Here is a 21,386-nt window from a genome sequence, read left to right as displayed (position 1 = left end):
CTTCTCAAAATATTATTAGGTTTGAGTATAATCTTTTGTCTAGGACTAACTTACTTAAACACACGTTTTTTCATTGAAAAGCAAACATGGAAGTATGGAGAAGGAACTCATATAGGAGATTGGTTAAGTGAAAATAATTTTAGAATAGAAAACGGACATATTTCTTCTTACCGAGGTAAGGCTAAAATAGTTTTTTCTAATGGTAAATATCTAATCATCAGGGACGTCAAAGCAAAAGGAAAGGGAATCTATGTAAATAAGAATCTGTAAAAAATGAATCCAAAACCAATCATATTGACCCTATTTCTATTTGTAATGTTTTCCGCAAAAGCGCAAAGCAATCTAGAGGAAAAACCTCAACCCAAAGTAGGTTTAGTGTTAAGTGGTGGAGGCGCAAAAGGTTTGGCACATATAGGTGCTTTAAAGGTCTTAGATAGTCTTGGTGTTAAAGTAGATTATGTGGCAGGCACCAGCATGGGAGCCATTGTTGGAGCATTGTATGCAAGTGATTACACCGGAAAAGAACTGGACTCTATTTTTAACAATATAGATTTTGACAAAATAATTAGTGATGATTTACCAAGGGCTTCCAAAGCATTTTACGAACGTAACAATTCAGAACGATACGCCATAACTTTGCCTTTTGATAATTTAAAAGTAAAACTACCTTCAGCACTTTCAAGAGGACAAAACACCTATAATTTGTTGTCAAAATTATTACTTCACGTAAGTGCTGTAAATGATTTTGAAAAGCTACCAATTCCATTTTTTTGTATCGCAACAAACGTTGAAACTGGGCAACAGGTGCAACTAGAGCAAGGTAACTTAACTCAAGCAGTTATGGCAAGTGGTGCTTTACCATCACTGTTTCAACCTGTGAAAATTGGCAATCAAATATTAATAGATGGTGGTGTAGTAAATAATTATCCCATACATGAACTTAAAGCCAAGGGTATGGATATAATAATAGGAGTTGATGTTCAAGATGATTTACTCTCAAGAGAAGAGTTAACATCAGCACCAGATGTACTTATTCAAATCAATAATTTCAGAACAATTAAAGATATGAAGACAAAATCGGGTAAAACCGATATTTATATTCGCCCCGATATTAAAGATTTTAATGTAGTGTCGTTCAATGAAGGCAATAAAATTATCGCAAACGGAGAAAGAGCAGCTATAGATAAATTAGAGGCTCTACAAAATGCAGTGCATGTTACACCTAAACCAGATAATAAAAGCATTACTAAAAAGGTAAGAGACAGTTTGTTTATTAAAAATATTTACATAAACGGTAATGAAAAATATACGCGTGCTTATATCTTAGGAAAATTAAAACTAAAAGGACACGAAAAAGTTGCGTATAGCGATTTTGCTAATGGCGTAAATAACGTAGTTGCAACTAACAATTTTGATGCCTTTCATTATAGACTCATACCTTCAGCGTTACATAGTGAGTTTGATTTGGTTGCCGATGTAAGAGAAAACAAAACCACTACGTTTATTAAACTAGGAGGGCATTACGATGATCTATATAAAAGCGCAGCCCTAATAAATCTTACTAAAAAGCGATTGTTTTTTAATAATGATATAGTTTCCTTGGATTTTATACTTGGAGATAATGTACGCTATAATTTTGAGTATTTAATCGATAAAGGGTTTTACTGGAGCATAGGTCTACGTTCGCGTTATAATCAATTTAGAAAAGGCATAAGTGCCCAATTGCTACTAGATGATACCCAAATTACAGGAACTGGGTTAAATCAAATAGATGTGTTGTTGCAAGACCAAACCAATCAGTTTTACCTAAAAACCTTGTTTAGGAAAGATTTTGGACTAAGTCTAGGGGCAGAACATAAACGCTTAGAAATAAAATCAGAAACCATAGCCAATACAAACCAAGATGCGTTTTTATTTGAGAGAACAGATTATTTTAGTGTATTTGGAAACTTAGAACTAGATACCTACGATAATAAATATTTTCCAAAAAAAGGCGTGTATTTTAACGGTGATCTACATATGTACTTATTTGCATCTCACTTCAACGAGGGTTTTGATAGCTTTTCTATAGCAAAGGCAGATATAGGTTATGCGGTAACTGTTGCCCCAAGACTTTCACTTAATTGGACAGCTGGTGGCGGTTTTAAATTTGGAGATAAATCTACAACAACCTTAGACTTTGCTCTTGGTGGTTATGGTAACAATCTTATTAATAACTTTATTCCGTTTTATGGTTACGATTTTATTGCCTTGACTGGAAATAGCTATGTAAAAGCAGGTTTAAGTCTGGACTACGAAATCTTTAGTAAACATCATCTTACCTTAGAAGGAAACTGGGCAAACATAGAAGATGATATATTCGAAACAGGGGAATGGTTTACGTTGCCAGATTACAGAGGTTACGCTTTAGGGTATGCCATAGATAGCTTTTTTGGACCTATCCAAATAAAATACAGCTACTCTCCAGAACAAAATGATAGTGTTTGGTATTTTAATGTAGGCTTCTGGTTTTAATTAAAAAAGTATTTCTATTGTTCTGTCTTTAGGGTGTTTTATTTCAAGAGGTTGTTTTTTGTCGCTACCACAACCTTTCGGTAATCTCAGGGCAGATGTTCGGTAATGCCTGCCGGTAGGCTTTCGCTAGTCGCCCTCTGTGAGGAGCCCCAGTACTTTGCAGGGTGCTCATTTACCAACAAAAAGCATATACCTCTACGCCTTTGTTTATCAGTAGGTAATAGAGCGAAGGTTTAAGTAGTTCCATTTTTTTTACGATATTTGTATAGATATGGAGCTTTTATTTAAAGATTTACTACAATTTCTTCATTACCTTATCAAGAGAAATCCTGAATAAGCAGGCATTTTTGTCTTTACCAGAAAGACATAATCTTTTTAATTTATTATCTTTAGTATCATTCGGTTAACCTATTATAAGGTTACGCTAAAAATTAGAAAAATGCCATTTTATCATAAATTAGGGAGTATTCCCCCAAAACGACATACCCAGTTTAGAAAACCAGATGGGAGCTTGTACTACGAGCAGCTATTTGGCACCATTGGTTTTGATGGGATGTATACAAATAGTTATCATGAGCAACGGCCAACACAAGTAAAAGCTATAAAAAGCCAATACAGTGTGGCCCCAAAAATAGCCCAGGCCAATAATATAAAGTCTTATAAGCTTAAAGGCTTTAAAGTTGTGCCAGAAAACGATTTTTTAGAAAGTAGAAAAACAGTTTTAGTTAATAGTGATTGTGCTATAATATTAGCGGCTCCAAAGCAATCAATCCAAGATTACTTTTATAAGAATACCAATGCAGACGAGCTGATTTTTGTGCATAAAGGCACAGGGAAATTAAGAACGATGTTTGGTAATATCGATTTTAAATATGGCGATTATCTGCTGATTCCAAGAGGGATTATTTACAAAATAGACTTTAATACTGAAGATAATCGGTTGTTTATAGTGGAGTCAAAAAGACCAATTTATACACCAAAACGTTACAGAAACTGGTTTGGCCAGCTTTTGGAGCATTCACCATTTTGCGAACGTGATATAAGAAGGCCATATGAGTTAGAAACCCATAACGAATCTGGAGAGTTTTTAATAAAGGTTAAAAAGCAAGATGATATCATTGAAATGATATACGCGTCACACCCATTTGATGTTGTTGGGTATGATGGTTACAATTATCCATATGCCTTTTCTATACACGATTTCGAACCTATAACAGGGCGTATACACCAACCGCCGCCAGTACATCAAACCTTTGAAACAGATGCTTTTGTGGTATGTAGCTTTGTACCAAGGTTATACGATTATCATCCCCAATCCATACCAGCACCATATAATCACAGTAATATCGATAGTGATGAGGTGTTGTATTATGTAGATGGTGATTTTATGAGTAGAAACGATGTAGAAGCAGGGCATATCTCTTTACATCCAGCAGGTATACCACATGGCCCTCATCCAGGAGCAACAGAGCGTAGCATTGGAAAAACCAAAACAGAGGAGTTGGCAGTTATGGTAGATACCTTTAAACCACTTATGGTTACAGAAGAAGCTATGAAAATAGCAGATGATAACTACCATAAATCATGGTTGTAGAAGCTTCTCCTAACCCCTTCTAAGCAGGGGAAATAGCATTGAAAATTTAATGCTAAATGGTAATGCAGTTCAAAAAATATAAATTAATAAACTCCGTTAAGTCCGTTTTGGGGTTCCCTCCTTTTGGAGGGTTAGGGAGGGCTTATAATTATGAGTAAAAACATAAAATCAGTAAACTACGGTTTAGAAAAAATATTTGAAGGCGCACAAGATTTCTTGCCGCTTCTAGGTACCGACTATGTAGAATTTTACGTAGGCAATGCAAAACAAGCAGCACATTTTTATAAAACCGCTTTTGGTTTTCAAAGTTATGCATATAAAGGTTTGGAAACAGGATCAAAAGATGAGGTAAGTTATGTGCTAAAGCAAGATAAAATTAGGCTAGTGTTAACAACGCCTTTAAATAGCAAGTCGCCCATAAACAAACACATTGTAAAACATGGCGATGGCGTAAAAGTAATAGCACTTTGGGTTGAAGATGCTAAAAAAGCTTACGAGGAAACCACAAGCAGAGGTGCCAAATCTTATATGGAACCAACTGTTGAAACAGATGAGTTTGGTGAGGTAGTGCGATCTGGAATATATACCTATGGGGAAACAGTACATCTGTTTGTAGAACGTAAAAACTACAACGGTGCATTTTTACCAGGATTTAGAACCTGGGAAAGTGATTATAACCCTGAGTCTGTTGGGTTAAAATATATAGACCACATGGTAGGTAATGTAGGTTGGGGACAAATGAATACATGGGTAAAATGGTATGAAGACGTTATGGGGTTTGAAAACTTTTTATCCTTTGATGATACACAAATCCATACAGAATACTCAGCACTAATGAGTAAGGTAATGAGTAATGGTAACGGACGAATAAAGTTTCCTATTAACGAACCTGCAGAAGGTAAAAAGAGGTCTCAAATAGAGGAATATTTAGATTTTTATGAAGGTGCAGGCGTACAACACATAGCTGTGGCTACAGATGATATTATCACAACAGTCTCTCAATTGCGAAGCCGAGGTGTGGAGTTTTTATCGATTCCGCCAGATGAATACTACAGAGCAGTTCCCGGGCGCTTAGAAGAACATAATCATGAACTCAGGGAAGATATTGAAACCTTAAAACGTTTAGGTATTATGATTGATGCAGATGAAGAAGGGTATTTGTTACAGATATTCACTAAACCCGTTGAAGATAGGCCAACGTTGTTTTTCGAAATTATTCAACGTATGGGGGCAAAAGGTTTTGGAGCAGGAAATTTTAAAGCACTTTTTGAGTCTATAGAACGAGAGCAGGCTAAAAGAGGAACCCTATAAACAACATAACGGCACGATTTTAAGACTGATTTCTATCGTGCCGTTTTCAACTAAACTAACTCAAACACCTATTACAAAATTCTAAAGCCTACACCTATAAGCAAATAATTTGCTTTAGAGCTTATATCAGAGTCGCCTGTGTAATAATCATTCACTTGAATGTTATACTTGGCTTGGGCATATATCTTTTCTGTAAAATTATAAGAACCACCTACAGCTAAGGAGATTCCAAATTTCTGATAGTTTCTGGCGACATCTTCCAAGAGGTATGTAAATGTTGGGCCAAAAAGTGCACTAAATGCTTCTGTAACTTCATATGCAGCAATTGGGCCAAGGTACAGTACATTACCTTCGCTATTAATGGCCAATAGTAATTCTGGAAGTAAGTTTACTTTTTCAGCTAGCTCTATTTCACTCTGGGCGCCAATATAAAATCCGCTACTTTTAAAGTCTAAATCGCGTTTTTCCCCATCAACTTTAAAGATAGAATTGATGTTTAAATACCCCGCAGTAGCCGACAAATTAAAATCTTGAGCAAAAGTGGTTGCAGATACAAGAAATAATAAACAAACGGTTAATGTGTGTCGTTTCATAAATTTTGGTTTTAATTAATTACACACATACATCGAACTGTATCAAAAATGTGAGCATACCAATTTTAAAAAGAGGTTTGCAAATCATATTCTAACATAACTATAACAGTTGATACAGCAGGGTTTTGGATAAAATTTCTATTTTTGGAATAGTAATTGTAATTTCTAAAATAAAACAATAAATTTTGCGAGAAGAAGTTACATTATAATTACCCAAATAAAATGAAAAAATTACTACTTATATTAATAGCTTTCTCTGTTGCTCAGATGTCTTCTGCGCAACAAGAATCCGCTTTTGGAGATGGCGAATGGTTTAAATTTAAGATGAGCTACAGCGGTTTTTTAAAAGCAGGAAATGCAACCCTTGCTGTTAAGGACTCTAAGTTAGGGGATAAAGAGGTGTACCATGTTGTTGGAAAAGGGTGGACAACAGGCATGATTAAATGGTTTTTTAAGGTAAAAGACAGGTATGAAAGTTATTTTGATAAGAACACCATTATGCCATATAAGTTTGTGCGTAATATTGATGAAGGAGGGCATACCAAAGATATAGTAATTGATTTTGACCATGAGAACCAAAAAGCCCATGTGAATAATAGAAAGCACAAAACAAAAAAAGTAATAGATACAAAGCCCAATATTCAAGACATGGTATCAACCTACTACTATTTACGTAATAGTATAGATATAACTAAACTTAAAGTGGGTGATGAATTTAAAGTAGATATGTTTTTTGATGAAGAAAACTATGGGTTTAAATTGCAATATTTAGGAGAGGAAATTATTGATACAGATTTTGGAGATGTAAAAGCTTTAAAATTTAGACCTTATGTAATGGCAGGACGAGTGTTTAAGGAGGAAGAAAGTTTAACGCTATGGGTGTCAAAAGACAAAAATAAAGTACCTTTGCGCATCAAAGCAGATTTGGCTGTGGGGTCGCTTAGAGCAGACTTAGAAGCCTTTAAAGGGTTGAAGCACCCGTTTCAAATAGTTGTTAAAAATTAATGAAATCAGACTCTCATATAACCAACCAACTAAAAGCCAAGTACGATTCCATAGATCAAGATTTAGAAGTTCATTTAGAAGGATTGCTTCATAGTAAACCAATTAGTTATTGGGACTACATCCAAACAGATGTGTTATTGAATCTGCAAAAACCCAGAACCAATTTTCCAGATGAAAAGGTGTTCATTATGTATCATCAAATTAGCGAATTGCTATTTAAAATGATACTTTCTGAGATTGAGCAGGTAGCAGAAAATAATTTTGGAGTTGAAGTTTTCACAGATAAAATAATGCGTATAAGCCGTTATTTTGATGTGCTTACGTCCTCTTTCAGTATCATGAAAGATGGAATGAATATAGAACAATACAATCAATTTAGAACCACGTTGACGCCAGCTAGTGGATTTCAAAGTGCTCAGTATAGACTTGTAGAATTCGGCTCTACAGAATTAATTAATCTTATAGATAAACGTTTTAGGGATAAAGTAAGCAAAGATATTTGTTGTAATAATGCCTTTGAACAATTGTACTGGCAATCTGCTGGTAAAGACTATGAAACAGGTAAAAAGACCTACACTCTATCAGCTTTTGAAGAACGTTACAAAGACGAGTTTATAAGATTTTCTAAAACATACGAAGACAAAAACTTATGGTCTAAATACAAAAGGCTTCCAGAAAAAGATAGAAAAGATAAAGCTTTGGTAAAAGCCATGAGGCATTACGATTATACCGTAAATGTAAAATGGGTAATGGCACATTATAACACGGCAAACCACTATTTAAATATAGGAGGAGAAACAGCAGAAGCAACAGGAGGTAGCGAATGGGTAAAGTATATGCATCCAAAATATCAAAAAAGAATATTTTTTCCAGATTTATGGACAGAAAAAGAAATAGAAGATTGGGGGACAAATATTTAGTATTTCTAATTATAATAGTTGCTGTTTTTGGTTGTAAAAGTGAACCAAAAACAGAAATTGAAACACAAGACTTGGCTGTTATAGAAGCGCCAGAGCCAAACATTGAATTTGGATTTACATTGGACGATTATATTGTTAAACGAGATACTATCCGGAGTGGCGATACTTTTGGAGTTATTTTAGAACGTAACAATGTTGGGTATCCTAAAATTTTTAACATAGCAGAAAAAGCCAAAGACACCTTTGATATTAGAAGAGGGCTTCAAGTGGGGAAACCTTATACATTATTATGTGCAAAAGATTCTTTGGAAACAGCCACATGTTTTATATATCAGCCTAATTTAGAGGATTATGTGGTAATAAACTTTCAGGATTCCATTCAAGCTTATAGAAGCAGAAAACCTATTAAATATGTAGAAAAAACAGCTACAGGTGTTATAGAAGACAATATTTCACTTACCTTAGAAGAGCAAGGATTAAGTCCGCGTTTGGCATATAAAATGGCCGATGAAATTTTTGCATGGACTATTGATTTTAGAAGGCTTCAGAAAGGCGATAGATTTAAAGTAATATATACAGATAAATATATAGACGATACCATTTATACAGGAGTAGATAAAGTAAAAGCGGCATATTTTGAACACAACCATGAGCCCTTTTATGCCTTTGAGTTTATGACGGATACCACCAAGGGAATTGTAGATTATTTTAATGAGGAAGCCAAAAATTTAAGACGTGCATTTTTAAAAGCGCCAGTAAAATTCAGCAGAATATCATCTCGGTATAATTTAAAGAGACGTATAGCGGTTTATGGGTATCGTGTAAGGCCTCACAAGGGTACAGATTTTGCGGCACCTATAGGTACGCCTATTATGGCGACCGCTAATGGTACCGTAACAAGATCAGAACGAAGAGGAGGTAATGGAAACTATGTAAAAATTCGTCATAATGCCACTTACGAAACACAGTATTTGCATATGAGTAAGCGAAAGGCCAAAGTGGGGCAGTTTGTAAAGCAAGGCGATGTAATTGGATGGGTTGGAATGACAGGAAATACAGGAGGTCCCCATGTATGCTATCGCTTCTGGAAGAATGGTAAACAAGTAGATCCATTTAAGCAAAAATTACCAGAAGCAAAACCCATTTCAGATTCTTTAAAAGTGAAGTATTTAGAGTTTATTCAACCTATAAAGTACAAGCTAGATAATATAAATTTTAAACCTCAAATTACAGAAGAATTAAAAGATGAAACTGTAATTTACCAATCAAATTCATAATATGGCATTACCAAACATAAATCCAACAACCACAGATGCTTGGAAAAAGCTTAAAACTCATTTTGAAGACACCAAAAATCTTCACATGAAAGATTTATTTGCTCAGGATAAGGATAGAGCAAATACGTTTACCATAAAATGGGACGATTTTTATGTAGATGTTTCAAAAAATAGAATTACCGAAGAAACACTTAACTATCTTTTAGAATTGGCTGAAGATGTAAAGCTAAAGGATGCCATACAAAGTCAATTTACAGGCGATATCATAAACGAAACAGAAGGGAGAGCAGTATTGCACACCGCCTTAAGAGCACCAGAATCAGCAACCGTAACTGTAAATGGAGAAAATGTAATACCAGAGGTTTACAAAGTAAAACAAAAAATAGAAGCCTTTACTAATGAAGTGGTAAATGGAGAAAGAGAAGGCTATACAGGTAAACCGTTTACCCATGTAGTGAATATAGGTATTGGTGGTTCCGATTTAGGGCCAGCCATGGTAGTAGATGCGCTGCAGTATTACAAGAATCATCTAACCACCTATTTTGTGAGCAATGTAGATGGAGATCATGTGAATGAGATTATAAAAAAACTAGACCCAGAAACTACATTATTCGTTATAGTATCCAAAACGTTTACTACGCAAGAAACTATTTCAAATGCCAATACCATAAAATCGTGGTTTTTAAAGTCAGCATCAGAACAAGATATCGCAAAGCATTTTGTAGCGGTATCTACGAATTTAGATGCAGTTTCAGGATTTGGAATAGACAGTGATAATATTTTCCCGATGTGGGATTGGGTAGGTGGCCGTTTTTCCCTATGGAGTGCAGTGGGGCTATCCATAAGTTTGGCAGTTGGTTATAATAATTATGCCAGTTTGTTAGAAGGAGCCCATAAAATGGATGAGCATTTTAAAAACGAAGATTTTAAAAGTAATATCCCAGTAATTTTAGGGTTAATAAGCATTTGGTACAATAACTTTTTTAATGCCGAAAGTGAAGCAATCATTCCTTATTCTCAATATTTAAATCAGTTTGCCACCTATTTGCAACAAGGCATTATGGAAAGTAATGGAAAAAGTGTGGATAGAAATGGTAACCCAATAAGTTATCAAACAGGAACGTTAATTTGGGGAGAACCAGGAACCAATTCGCAACATGCGTTTTTTCAATTAATACATCAAGGTACAAAACTTATTCCAGCAGATTTTATTGGTTTTGTAAAATCACTGCATGGAAACCAAGATCATCAAGATAAGCTTATTTCAAATTTCTTAGCACAAACAGAAGCGCTTCTTAATGGAAAAACAAAAACACAAGTTGTTGCAGAAGATACAAAAGAAGCAATTATTCCATTTAAGATATTCGAAGGGAATAAACCAACAAACACCATATTTATTAATAAGTTAACACCAGAAAGTTTAGGTAAACTTATTGCTATGTACGAACACAAAATCTTTGTACAAGGCGTTATTTGGAACATCTTTAGTTATGATCAATTTGGTGTGGAATTAGGAAAGCAATTGGCAAGTAAAATATTGAAAGAATTTGTTGGAGAAGCCCAAAATGAGCATGATAGTTCTACTTCAAATCTCTTAGCATATTATAAGCAAATCTCTTAAAACGTTATAAAATTCTTAATAAAAGCACCGATATTGTGAATATCGGTGCTTTTTTGTTAATAATAAATGTTAAAATTATTAACATTTAAATAATATACTTCTTTTAAATATCAGTATTTTTGCACTGACTAATTTCAAATTATTAAATAATTTTTCAAAAATTATGAAAAAAACTACTAAATTTTTGTTTTTGGTAACAGTTTTGTTTTTTATTACTGTTGCTACGGCGCAAAGTACCATAACAGGTACCATTGTGGAGGCAGGTACAAATCTGCCGCTCCCAGGTGCAAATGTTATTGAGAAGGGTACTACTAATGGGGTAACTACAGATTTTGATGGTAATTTTACGATTACCACAGAGTCAACCTCAGGGGAAATTGTAATAACCTATATTGGTTACAATTCTAAAACAATTGCCTTTTCTGGCGATGCTACTTTAGGTAAAGTAGAAATGGAGTCTAATCAAGTAGGTCTTGAGGAAATTCAAATTATTGCATCTGTTGCGGTTGATAGAAAAACACCGGTTGCAGTGTCTACTGTAAGAAAGGAAAGTATCCAATTAAAACTTGGTAATCAAGAGTTTCCAGAAATTTTAAAATCCACGCCAGGTGTTTTTGTAACACGTAACGGTGGTGGTTTTGGAGATGGAGAAGTAACCATGCGGGGTTTTAACTCTGAGAATGTTGCCGTACTAATAAATGGTATTCCTGTAAATGATATGGAAAATGGGCGTGTGTTTTGGAGTAATTGGGCAGGTCTAGGAAGCGTTACATCTTCTATACAATCGCAAAGAGGTTTAGGGGCAGCTAAAATAGCTGTGCCTTCTATTGGAGGTACGATAAACACGATTACTGAATCTACAGATTCAGAAAAAGGAGGGTTTGTTGGTTTTGATGTTGGTAATGATGGTTATACCAGATATGGCGCTAAGGTATCTACCGGACTTCAAGAAAATGGTATAGCGGTAACAGCTTATGCCGACAGAACAGTTGGTGACGCCACTTATGCCGATGGTACTAACTTTAATGCTGTATCTTACTTTTTGAATATATCATACAAATTAAATGAACAACACAAATTTGCATTTAATGTATTTGGGGCTAAACAACGCCATGGCCAGCGCCAAAACCGCTCTTTAATAAATGATTATAGAAAGAGTGAGAGAGGTATTCGTTATAATCCAGATTGGGGTTTTAAAAACGGACAAATAACAAACATAGAAGATAACTTTTATCATAAGCCTTTGGCATCTCTAAATCACTATTGGAGAATAAACGATATCACTACATTATCTACATCTTTTTATGGATCTACTGGTACAGGTGGAGGTGGTGGAACTGCTGGAGACGAACAAGGTAAGTTTACTAATGTGGATTATAAGATAGGGAATTTTGGACCCGTAAATTTAGATAGAATAGTAGATGAAAATATTGCTAGAGGTGCGGAAGGTTCTAATGCTATCCTAAGGGCTAGTAGAAACGATCATGTATGGTTAGGGGCTCTTAGTGTTTTAAATACAGAGCTAAATGATTATATAGATTTGAACGTAGGTGCAGATTATCGTTATTATGTTGGTGAGCACTTCCAAGAAGTAACAGATTTGTTAGGAGGTCAATATTTCTTAAGCAATGATGATATAAATAACCCTAATAGAGCTACTTTGGTAGGAGACAAAATAAACTATCACGATAAAGGTTATCATCAATGGATTGGTGGTTTTGCTCAAGCAGAATATGATAAAGATAATTTTACAGCGTTCGCAGCAGTCAATTTTAATAATAGCAGGTATCAAAGAGAAGATTTCTTTCAAAAATTAGATGAAGATCCTGCACAATTAACAGATGCTGAAAACTTTTTTGCCGTTGGAGGTAAATTTGGTGCAAGTTACCGTTTCGATAGTATGCATAACGTGTTTTTCAATGCGGGCTACTTCGAAAGAGTACCGTTTTTGGATGATGTTTGGTTAAACTTTAGTAATGATGATTTTAATGCAGGTGTAGAAAATCAAAAAATAACAAGTTTTGAAATTGGTTATGGTTTACGTTCGGAAAAATTAGCGGCAAATGTGAATGTATACAACACTATTTGGAAAAATAGAACGTTGACCTCAGATCAAGGAACTGGAGAAAACCTTATAACTGCAAATATTAATGGTTTGGAAGCTTTGCACCAGGGTGTAGAAGTAGATTTTGAATACCGTCCTTTTGATTTTGTAACTTTAACAGGTATGGTGTCTTTTGGAGATTGGACTTGGAATAATAACGTAATAGATGTTCCATTTTTCGATATTGATAGAAACCCTGTCCTTGATTCTGAAGGAAATGTTAGAACAACCGATATTTTCCTAAAAGGAGTTCCTGTTGGACGTTCTGCGCAAACAACATCTGCTCTAGGTTTGCAGGTAAGAATATCTCCTAAAACATCGTTTACATGGGATTACAATTATTACGATAGATATTATGCAGATTTCAATTTGGAATCTAGAAACTCGGAGGCAACTTTAGAAACCAAACCATGGAAAGTACCTAGTTACTTTTTATCTGACGTAATTTTAAAACATGATTTTGAATTTGGTCCTTTTAATGCCTCGATTATAGGAAGAATTAACAACTTGTTTAATGAGGAGTTTATAAACAGAGCAGATGATGGTGTAGATAACGATGCTGCTACTGCTTTAGTATTCTTCGGACAAGGAAGAACCTTTAGTATAAGTACGAAAATTAATTTCTAAAAAAGCTACGAAATGAAAAAAATTATAAACTTAATTATGATACTAGCTCTTGTTCTAGTATCGTGTGAAAGATCACTAGAAGATACTTATGATGAGTTGGGTCTAGATAATACTGTTGTTGGGAATACCGAAATTACCCTTTCAGATGACGACTACGAAGAAATTGGTGTTGCTGATAGTTTTTTTGAATCTATTGATGATGCTAAAGAATTGATTCCAGATTACCTATCAAACTTATATCCAACTTGGGGTAAAGGGTCTTCCGTATTGGTAAGTTATGAAGTAGAATTTGGTACAGATTTACAAGAAGTTGAGGCCTATACAAATGCCACAATTTATCAATTAGACCTTGATGATTATGCTACCACAGGAGATGAGGGTGCAGCGTTTTGGCCAGAGGTTAATTCAGATGATTATATTCCTAATATTCTGGATGTTGAGATTGACTCACCTATGGATGGTGATTATGTTTTAGCAAGGTATGAGCAGTTTTTTGAAGCCCCTGTTGTTGGTCTTGCCAACGTGTATCAAGCATCATTTCCCACCAATTATGATGATTTCGAAAATATTGATTTTCTTGGGACTCAGGGTTGGACAGTAGGTTCCGCAAACGTGCAAGGTTCTGGTTTTCAGAGTGGTGCTTTTGCAAATGAGGATTGGTTGATTTCTCCAGAGATCGATCTAACTGGTCAAACAGACTTAAGGTTTCAAATCAATCAAGAAATCGACTTATTTGGTAGCCCAATCGATTTATTTGATATTATAGTATCTACAAACTATACGACTGGAACAGATCCTATGGCAGCTACTTGGACAGTGCTGGATTTTGACAAAACGGCTTATGGCAACTTAACTTTGTCCCCAGATTTAGATTTTTCTGCTTATGATGGAGAAACCATTCATGTTGCATTCAAATATTCCTCTACAGATGATGACTCACCAAGATGGAGGGTAGAATCATTCGCAATAAAAACTATTGGGGTAGAAGGTGATACCGATAGAAAAGGTGCATATTACAAATACAATGGATCTCGTTGGGAATTGGATGAAGAGTCTTATTATCTTAGTTCATCAGATTACGATGGTATGGGAGAAGAAAGTGGAAGACCGGGTAGATTTGATAACTTTAGTAATTCGGTTGCTCCCGAAGATTTTTTACCTAGATTTTTGGATAATACACCGCCATATAATTTTGCTCAAGAGGAAGATCAAGTATTTTTAATTTACAGATTTTTTAACGGAAGTACTGTGTTAAGAGGTAATTCTTATACATTTATTAATGGTAAGTGGACACCGCACCAAACTCAGTTACAATTTGGACACGATGGCAATAAATGGATACCAGATAATACCATTAAATACGCCATGAGCAGTTCTGATTATGATGCCATAATTGAGGCATTATCAACGGCCTATCCAGATGCTACGAGTAGTATGGCAGATTTCGGAAATATGGATAGAAGGGCAGGTAACAGTGCAGAGTGGACTAATGAAATGGTGCTTGAGGCTATCGCTGTAGTGTTAGATAACATTAATCCTGGAGCTGAGGTTGGGCAGAAATACATTGTAACTATTGATGTTTTTAATGGTTCGAGAACTACTGAAGACTTCGCAGTAATTAAAGATGAAATGGGTGAATGGGTTTACCAATAATATATAATTTAAAAATACATAAATGAAAAGATTTTTTTTAATACTCATAGCGACTTGTTTTATTGGGTGCGCTAGCGATGACAGGCCAACTATAGATGTAGGTTTAGGTTTAAATGTACCAGCTGAGTTGGAATTATATTACGCAACACTTAATTTAAACCAAGATGCAGAGGAAAATTATGACGCTGTAAGAAAGCATACGGTAGACAATCATACTAATATTTTGTCTTATGGTAGAAGACATGATTATTTATATGACGCTGACGAAGATTTGTCTAATCCTGATAATGTAACTTTAATGTATACTGGGGAAAGCAGGTATTGGGAAGAATATACCTCTAGTAGTAATGATTACGAACCGCAAACTTTTAATACCGAACATGTATATCCACAATCTTTACTAAGACTTGCAGATGCTGTAACAGATTTACATCATTTAAGGTCAGTGGATGCCGATGTAAATAGTGATAGAAGTAACCTGCCATTTGTAGATGGTAGCGGTGCTAACCAAAGAATTGGTGATGGATGGTATCCTGGTGATGAATGGAAAGGCGATGTGGCTAGAATGATTTTATATCTTAACGTGAGATATAGAGAAAAAATCGAAAAAGTAGGAACCGCAGAGTTATTCTTAAAATGGAATGTGGAAGACCCAGTTTCCCCTTTTGAAATACAACGCAATGAAGTTATTTTTTCCGCTCAGGGCAATCGTAACCCATTTATTGATAATCCGTATTTAGCAACTCTGATTTGGGGTGGTGACCCTGCAGAAAACAAATGGCAATAAAAATACATTATACTATTAAACCGCTTCGAAAGAAGCGGTTTTTTTGTAAACTAAAATCACTATTTTTGACAATAATTTAAATGAAACACCATGTACGAAACAATTCAAGTATTACATTCTTATTGGGCATATTTAGTGCTTTTAGTTTTAGTAATTGCCGTAATTAATGCTATTGCAAAATCTGTTGGCAAGAAAGAATACAGTCCCAAAGATTTTAGAATTTCATTATTTACATTGATTGTTTCACACATTCAATTATTAATAGGGTTGGTTCTGTATTTTGTCTCACCTAGACTTCAACTTTTTAGCGAATTAGGTATGGGAGGTGTTATGAAAGATGCTGTAAATAGACTATATCTTGTAGAACACCCAACCATTAATATCATTGCTGTAGCTTTGATAACAATAGGCTATTCAAAACATAAAAAGAAGTTAACATCTGCACCTAAATTAAAAACAATTGCTGTTTTTTATACAATAGCTTTAGTGCTATTCTTATCAAGAATACCATGGAGCACTTGGTTAAGCTAAAGATATTTTTTCAGTTAAAGACAGTTTTTTTAAGTTGTTCTATTTAGGAGAGGTGTCCGATAGCGCTGCTGGGACTTCTTTAATCAAATACATATAAACAGGAAAATGGTCGCTATAGCCATTGCTAAATCCACTGTAGTTCCAGCTTCTATAAGGGTATCCTTTGTATTTTCCATTCGACGTAATTAAATAGTTTTTGTTAAAAACACCAGCTTTGTAATACCTAAGAGACGAATACTCTTTTTCTAATAGGGGTTTGGATATTATAATTTGGTCAAACAAGCTCCAGTTATCTCTATAAGCTGTTGTGCCTAAGCCATCTCGATAAAAATTTTCGTAAGGGTTATACAAACCTTTAAAACGTACATTTTTTCGTTTTCTTTCCGTATTTAATATATGCTTTATACTAGGATTATTAGGATTGTCGTTGAAATCTCCCATGATACATATTTTGGCATAGGGGTCTTGGGTTTGCAACGAATCTATAATATGTTTGTTTAATTTAGCTGCAGCGATACGTTTTGGTCTGCTTCTGGCTTCTCCACCTCGTCTAGAAGGCCAGTGGTTTATAATAATATGAATTATCTCATCTTCCAATTGTCCGCTTACAACCAATTGATCTCTTGTGGTCACACGCGTTCCATCCTGATCGTCGTAAATCTTTAATTCATAGGTTCTTGAATTGGTAGGTGTAAATAAGTTTTTTTGATATAATAAGGCCACGTCTATTCCACGCGCATCAGGCGAATCATAATGTACAATACCATAGTCTTTTTTAATCAAAAGGGAATCATTAATAAGATGTTCTAAAACAGTGCTATTCTCAACTTCGCAAACCCCAAGTATAGCAGGAGCGTTTTGAGTGTCTTCCATTCCAATTTCAGATATTACACGAGCCATGTTTTTTATTTTTTGGAGGTAAACGTTTTCTCTATTCGCTTTTAATTCCATAATAGGACTATACTCATCAAATTTTAAAGGATCGTTTATAGTATCAAATAAGTTTTCTAAATTGTAAAAAGCAATAGTGTGTATTTTAAATGTTTTATCCTGCGCAAATGAAGATAAAGAGGCACTTAAAAAAATGATAAAACAAGTAAGTTTAAAAAAATTCATGCTTTAAAAGTTGTGGTTTTTATATCGCAAAACCCAAGCCAAAGTTAAATTAATGATTTAAATTTATTGGAATCAATCAGTTACTTTTTCTTATTATTGATGTCTCAATATTGAACGTAAGCTAAAAACCCAATCGAAAAACAGTGAAAAAAACATTATACGATTTAACCAAAGAGGACTGGAATACACTTTTCCCGATTGAATTGGTTGACCATAATCCTGAGTGGAAAAATATCTATGAAAACGAAAAACAGCGGATTTTAGAAAAGGTAGGACAAAAAATAATATTAAGAATTGAGCACTTTGGAAGTTCTTCAATTACATCAATAAAATCTAAACCGTATATCGACTTAATGATTGAAATTCCAAAAGATTTATTGTTTGACGAACAATTAATCGACCAATTCACTGAATTGGGCTATTCTCATTTCAAAGTTCCTGCAAGAGAAAATATTGAGGAATATTCAACATTTGGAAAAGGATATAATATTGATGGAAAAAAAGAACAGATTTTTCATATTCATATGTGTCCGAAAGATAATGTGATGTGGAAACAAATAAACTTTCGAGACTATCTAAATGCGAATAAAAAACGAGCAAAAGCATACGAAGATTTAAAAATTGAATTAGCGTCTAAGTTTAAAAACGATAGAGGCTCGTATGTAATAGGAAAGACAGATTTCGTCAAAGAAACATTGGAATTAATAGAAAAAGAGCCTACACACAAAAGGTATTAATTGTATTGCTAGTTTTTTGCTCACTTGTCAAAGTTTTCGCGGACTCTCTAATCAATAATAATTTGCTTACTTTTAGCTAAACAAACACGCAACAAAGTTTATACAGAGCCGTTAGATATGAATAAAATTACCCTCATATTTTTATTCGGATGCTTTACTTTTTTTGGTTTTTCTCAAGAAGCTGTTATTAAGGGAAGTGTTAAGGATGCGGTATCTTTTCAGCCTATTTTAAATGTTACGGTAGAGGTAGAAGGTACGGAGTTAGTAATGCTCACAGATGTTCAAGGAGAATTTATCTTTGATACTAATGTACCCTTTGGAGAACAAATACTTAAAATTTCTAAAACAGGCTATACCGAAAAACGTTTTCCAATCATAGTAAACGAAGGGCAAGCGGTTGATATTAGCGATATGACTCTAGAGCGAGATGCGTCTCAAAGTCAAGATTTATTTACCATTACATTATCAGATGATGAGCTGGATAATGATGCTTTAGGTGCTGATAATATTACAGGTCTATTAGCTTCATCTTTAGATGTATTTCAGCGTACAGCTGCTTTTGAATTTAGCCAATCCTTTTTCAGATTAAGAGGCTTAGATTCTGAAAACGGTACAATACTTATCAACGGTATTTCAATGAATAAACTATTCAACGGTAGGCCACAATGGAGTAATTGGGGAGGTTTGAATGATGTGATGCGAAATCAGGAACTAACCACAGGTTTGGCACCATCAGACTATAATTTTGGAGGTGTTTTAGGTACAACAAATATTAATGTTAGGGCATCTCGGGCTAGAGCTGGCGGTCGCCTAACCTATTCTTCTTCAAATAGAAGTTACACCAATCGTTTAATGGCAACCTATGCATCTGGCTTACTAAAAAATAATTGGGCATATACTATTTCCATAGGCCGACGTTGGGGCAATGAGGGTTATCAAGATGCTACGCTCTATGATGCTAATTCTATTTTTCTATCCGTAGAGAAGAAACTTAATGAGAAACATAGTGTGGGTTTTACAGGTATTTATGCACCTAACCGTCGAGGAAAATCATCGCCAAATACACAAGAGGTTTTTAATATTAAAGGCATTAGGTATAACGAATATTGGGGTTGGCAAGATGGCAAAAAACGAAACTCACGTATCAAAGAAGTAGAAGAGCCTATTTTTATGTTACATCATTATTGGAATGTATCACCAAAAACAAAATTAAATACCAATGCAGCCTATCAGTTTGGAAAACTGGGTAACAGCCGTTTGGATAATAATGGTACAGATTTGGTAAATGGTGTTCCAGAAGGAGGAGGCGCTAACCCCAGTGCTGCTTACTATCAAAACCTACCAAGCTATTTTGAACGTAACTTTCCTAACGATTTACAGTTTGCTTTTTTAGCGTTAAAAGAGTTTCAAAATGATGGTCAGGTGGATTGGAATACGTTTTATGAAGCTAATATTTTAAATACCCAAAATGGTGGAAATGCAAGATATGCACTATATGAAGATCGGGTGGACGATACACAACTTACATTTAATTCTATTTTAAATTCAGAAATAAATGATCATATTATTCTAAATGCAGGGTTAAGTGCTCAATTTCTGAAATCAGAGAATTTTGCTGAGGTTTTAGATTTATTGGGAGCAGAAACATATCTTGATGTTGATCAGTTTGCAGATGATACTAATGATGCGCAAAACGATTTGCAAAACCCTAATAGATTGGTAAGTGTAGGCGATAAATTTAAATATAACTACAACTTGTTTGCCAATGTGTTTAGTGGATTTGCCCAAGCCCAATTTCGATATAATAAGGTAGATGTTTTCATGTCTGGAAGTGTTACTAGCACCCAATATCAAAGAGAAGGGTTGTATCAAAACGGGGCATTCCCAGATAATTCTTTAGGAAAAGGAGAGCAATTGCACTTTACAGGTTTTGGAGCTAAGGCAGGAGTAACCTATAAAATTTCAGGGAAACACTTACTAAATTTTAATGGAGGTTATGTTGCCAGGGCACCATCACTACGAAATACATATTCCAATTCACGAGAGAATCACAATGTTGTACCAAATATTACAGAAGAAAAAATACTATCAGCCGATGCGAGTTATGTTTTTCGTTCGCCAATTATAAAGGGAAAATTAACAGGATATTATACCAAAATTAGGGATGCCAATGAAATCTCTTTTTTCTTTGCTGATGGCATTGGTGGCGATAACGTAGCGTTTATCCAAGAGATATTGCAGGGAATAGATAAGCAACATATTGGAGTAGAACTAGGTTTGGAAGCACAGGTAACACCAACTATTAAATTAAAAGGCGTGGCTTCTGTGGGGCAATTTACGTACGCCAATAACCCTAATCTATTTTTAACAACAGAGGCTGATGATGAATCTATTGCTGCTGGTTTTGTAAATGGCTTTAAGGATTTTGGACAATCTAATCTTAAAAACTACAAAATTGCTGCAGGGCCACATCGTGCGTATGCTGTTGGATTCGAATACCGCGACCCAGATTTTTGGTGGTTTGGAGCTACGGCAAATATTTTTACAAATACTTACATTGATGTGAGTCCGTTAACACGCTCTTTAAACTTTACTACAGATTTTGATGGTAATGTATTTAATGATTATGATGAAGCTTTAGCACGAGAATTATTAAAACAAGAACGTTTTGATGATTATATGGTTGTGAATTTAGTAGGTGGAAAATCATGGAAAATAGGAAGTGATTATATAAGTGTATTTGCAAGTGTAAATAACGTGTTGGATGAGGTGTTTAGAACAGGAGGTTTTGAGCAGGGACGAAATGCCAATTTTAGACAATTACGGGACGACCAAGCTTTGGATACACCAGTATTTGGATCAAAATACTGGTATGGTAGAGGCGCAACGTATTTTTTGAATGTTAATTATAGATTTTAGGCCTCCCCTAACCCCTCCAAAGGAGGGGAATGCGCACTCTTGCGTAATTTGTTCCTTCCCTTTGGGGAGGTTAGGAG

At 34.8% G+C, this 21,386-nt stretch carries 16 protein-coding genes; 14 read left to right on the top strand and 2 right to left on the bottom strand.

Annotated features, from left to right (window positions below):
- The first annotated feature begins 21 nt into the window (after nucleotides 1–21).
- From JS605_RS03580 to hppD, 4 genes are all read left to right on the top strand, one after another.
- The gene (locus JS605_RS03580; protein WP_203256292.1) at nucleotides 22–270 is read left to right on the top strand and encodes a hypothetical protein; all 249 of its coding nucleotides are present in this window, start codon (nucleotides 22–24) and stop codon (nucleotides 268–270) included.
- 3 nt (nucleotides 271–273) lie between these two features.
- Nucleotides 274–2,514 carry a patatin-like phospholipase family protein gene (locus JS605_RS03575; RefSeq protein ID WP_203256291.1) on the top strand — a complete coding sequence of 747 codons (2,241 nt, stop codon included), beginning with the start codon at nucleotides 274–276 and terminating at the stop codon, nucleotides 2,512–2,514.
- A 439-nt stretch (nucleotides 2,515–2,953) separates the two neighbouring features.
- Nucleotides 2,954–4,108 carry a homogentisate 1,2-dioxygenase gene (locus JS605_RS03570; RefSeq protein ID WP_203256290.1) on the top strand — a complete coding sequence of 385 codons (1,155 nt, stop codon included), beginning with the start codon at nucleotides 2,954–2,956 and terminating at the stop codon, nucleotides 4,106–4,108.
- 150 nt (nucleotides 4,109–4,258) lie between these two features.
- On the top strand, nucleotides 4,259–5,419 hold the full coding sequence (gene hppD, locus JS605_RS03565; protein WP_203256289.1) for a 4-hydroxyphenylpyruvate dioxygenase: 1,161 nt from the start codon (nucleotides 4,259–4,261) through the stop codon (nucleotides 5,417–5,419).
- A gap of 71 nt (nucleotides 5,420–5,490) precedes the next feature.
- On the opposite strand, the gene JS605_RS03560 is transcribed toward hppD, so the two are convergent.
- Nucleotides 5,491–6,012 (bottom strand): porin family protein, encoded by a 522-nt coding sequence (locus JS605_RS03560; RefSeq protein WP_203256288.1) that lies wholly within the window; start codon nucleotides 6,010–6,012, stop codon nucleotides 5,491–5,493.
- 222 nt (nucleotides 6,013–6,234) lie between these two features.
- On the opposite strand from JS605_RS03560, the gene JS605_RS03555 reads away from it, so the two are divergent.
- From JS605_RS03555 to JS605_RS03520, 8 genes are all read left to right on the top strand, one after another.
- On the top strand, nucleotides 6,235–7,017 hold the full coding sequence (locus JS605_RS03555; protein ID WP_203256287.1) for a DUF3108 domain-containing protein: 783 nt from the start codon (nucleotides 6,235–6,237) through the stop codon (nucleotides 7,015–7,017).
- The gene (locus JS605_RS03550; RefSeq protein WP_203256286.1) at nucleotides 7,017–7,937 is read left to right on the top strand and encodes a tryptophan 2,3-dioxygenase family protein; all 921 of its coding nucleotides are present in this window, start codon (nucleotides 7,017–7,019) and stop codon (nucleotides 7,935–7,937) included. Before JS605_RS03555 ends, JS605_RS03550 begins: the two co-directional genes overlap by 1 nt.
- Nucleotides 7,895–9,214, top strand: coding sequence for a M23 family metallopeptidase (locus JS605_RS03545; protein WP_203256285.1), 1,320 nt, complete (start codon nucleotides 7,895–7,897; stop codon nucleotides 9,212–9,214). The genes JS605_RS03550 and JS605_RS03545 overlap by 43 nt, the downstream gene beginning before the upstream one ends.
- Before the next feature lies 1 nt (nucleotide 9,215).
- Entirely contained in the window at nucleotides 9,216–10,835 is a 1,620-nt protein-coding gene (pgi, locus tag JS605_RS03540; RefSeq protein ID WP_203256284.1) for a glucose-6-phosphate isomerase, read from the top strand.
- A gap of 163 nt (nucleotides 10,836–10,998) precedes the next feature.
- On the top strand, nucleotides 10,999–13,566 hold the full coding sequence (locus JS605_RS03535) for a TonB-dependent receptor (RefSeq protein ID WP_203256283.1): 2,568 nt from the start codon (nucleotides 10,999–11,001) through the stop codon (nucleotides 13,564–13,566).
- Nucleotides 13,567–13,578: 12 nt separating this feature from the next.
- Nucleotides 13,579–15,219: a choice-of-anchor J domain-containing protein gene (locus tag JS605_RS03530; protein WP_203256282.1), complete on the top strand. Its 1,641-nt coding sequence runs from the start codon at nucleotides 13,579–13,581 to the stop codon at nucleotides 15,217–15,219.
- A gap of 22 nt (nucleotides 15,220–15,241) precedes the next feature.
- Nucleotides 15,242–16,006, top strand: a complete 765-nt coding sequence (locus JS605_RS03525) for an endonuclease I family protein (RefSeq protein WP_203256281.1) — start codon at nucleotides 15,242–15,244, stop codon at nucleotides 16,004–16,006.
- 90 nt (nucleotides 16,007–16,096) lie between these two features.
- On the top strand, nucleotides 16,097–16,537 hold the full coding sequence (locus tag JS605_RS03520; RefSeq protein WP_203256280.1) for a hypothetical protein: 441 nt from the start codon (nucleotides 16,097–16,099) through the stop codon (nucleotides 16,535–16,537).
- Nucleotides 16,538–16,576: 39 nt separating this feature from the next.
- On the opposite strand, the gene JS605_RS03515 is transcribed toward JS605_RS03520, so the two are convergent.
- A complete protein-coding gene (locus JS605_RS03515; protein WP_203256279.1) occupies nucleotides 16,577–17,653 on the bottom strand; it encodes an endonuclease/exonuclease/phosphatase family protein in 1,077 nt (358 codons plus the stop codon).
- 143 nt (nucleotides 17,654–17,796) lie between these two features.
- Between JS605_RS03515 and JS605_RS03510 the strand changes: the two genes are divergently transcribed.
- Both JS605_RS03510 and JS605_RS03505 read left to right on the top strand, forming a co-directional pair.
- The gene (locus JS605_RS03510; protein WP_203256278.1) at nucleotides 17,797–18,390 is read left to right on the top strand and encodes a GrpB family protein; all 594 of its coding nucleotides are present in this window, start codon (nucleotides 17,797–17,799) and stop codon (nucleotides 18,388–18,390) included.
- Nucleotides 18,391–18,507: 117 nt separating this feature from the next.
- Complete coding sequence (locus JS605_RS03505) at nucleotides 18,508–21,309, top strand: TonB-dependent receptor (RefSeq protein ID WP_203256277.1); 2,802 nt, start codon at nucleotides 18,508–18,510, stop codon at nucleotides 21,307–21,309.
- The last annotated feature ends 77 nt before the right edge of the window (nucleotides 21,310–21,386 follow it).

Origin of the sequence: Hyunsoonleella ulvae (genome assembly GCF_016827605.1) — a bacterium.
Taxonomy (GTDB): domain Bacteria; phylum Bacteroidota; class Bacteroidia; order Flavobacteriales; family Flavobacteriaceae; genus Jejuia; species Jejuia ulvae.
This window is presented reverse-complemented; position numbering and strand designations above follow the sequence as displayed.

Bases quoted from the DNA above. Each gene is read 5' to 3' on its own strand.
- JS605_RS03560 (WP_203256288.1), bottom strand. From the start codon at position 6,012: ATGAAACGACACACATTAACCGTTTGTTTATTATTTCTTGTATCTGCA.
- JS605_RS03575 (WP_203256291.1), top strand. From the start codon at position 274: ATGAATCCAAAACCAATCATATTGACCCTATTTCTATTTGTAATGTTT.
- JS605_RS03545 (WP_203256285.1), top strand. From the start codon at position 7,895: ATGGACAGAAAAAGAAATAGAAGATTGGGGGACAAATATTTAGTATTT.
- JS605_RS03520 (WP_203256280.1), top strand. From the start codon at position 16,097: ATGTACGAAACAATTCAAGTATTACATTCTTATTGGGCATATTTAGTG.
- JS605_RS03550 (WP_203256286.1), top strand. From the start codon at position 7,017: ATGAAATCAGACTCTCATATAACCAACCAACTAAAAGCCAAGTACGAT.
- JS605_RS03555 (WP_203256287.1), top strand. From the start codon at position 6,235: ATGAAAAAATTACTACTTATATTAATAGCTTTCTCTGTTGCTCAGATG.
- JS605_RS03570 (WP_203256290.1), top strand. From the start codon at position 2,954: ATGCCATTTTATCATAAATTAGGGAGTATTCCCCCAAAACGACATACC.
- pgi (WP_203256284.1), top strand. From the start codon at position 9,216: ATGGCATTACCAAACATAAATCCAACAACCACAGATGCTTGGAAAAAG.
- JS605_RS03535 (WP_203256283.1), top strand. From the start codon at position 10,999: ATGAAAAAAACTACTAAATTTTTGTTTTTGGTAACAGTTTTGTTTTTT.
- hppD (WP_203256289.1), top strand. From the start codon at position 4,259: ATGAGTAAAAACATAAAATCAGTAAACTACGGTTTAGAAAAAATATTT.
- JS605_RS03525 (WP_203256281.1), top strand. From the start codon at position 15,242: ATGAAAAGATTTTTTTTAATACTCATAGCGACTTGTTTTATTGGGTGC.
- JS605_RS03530 (WP_203256282.1), top strand. From the start codon at position 13,579: ATGAAAAAAATTATAAACTTAATTATGATACTAGCTCTTGTTCTAGTA.
- JS605_RS03515 (WP_203256279.1), bottom strand. From the start codon at position 17,653: ATGAATTTTTTTAAACTTACTTGTTTTATCATTTTTTTAAGTGCCTCT.
- JS605_RS03505 (WP_203256277.1), top strand. From the start codon at position 18,508: ATGAATAAAATTACCCTCATATTTTTATTCGGATGCTTTACTTTTTTT.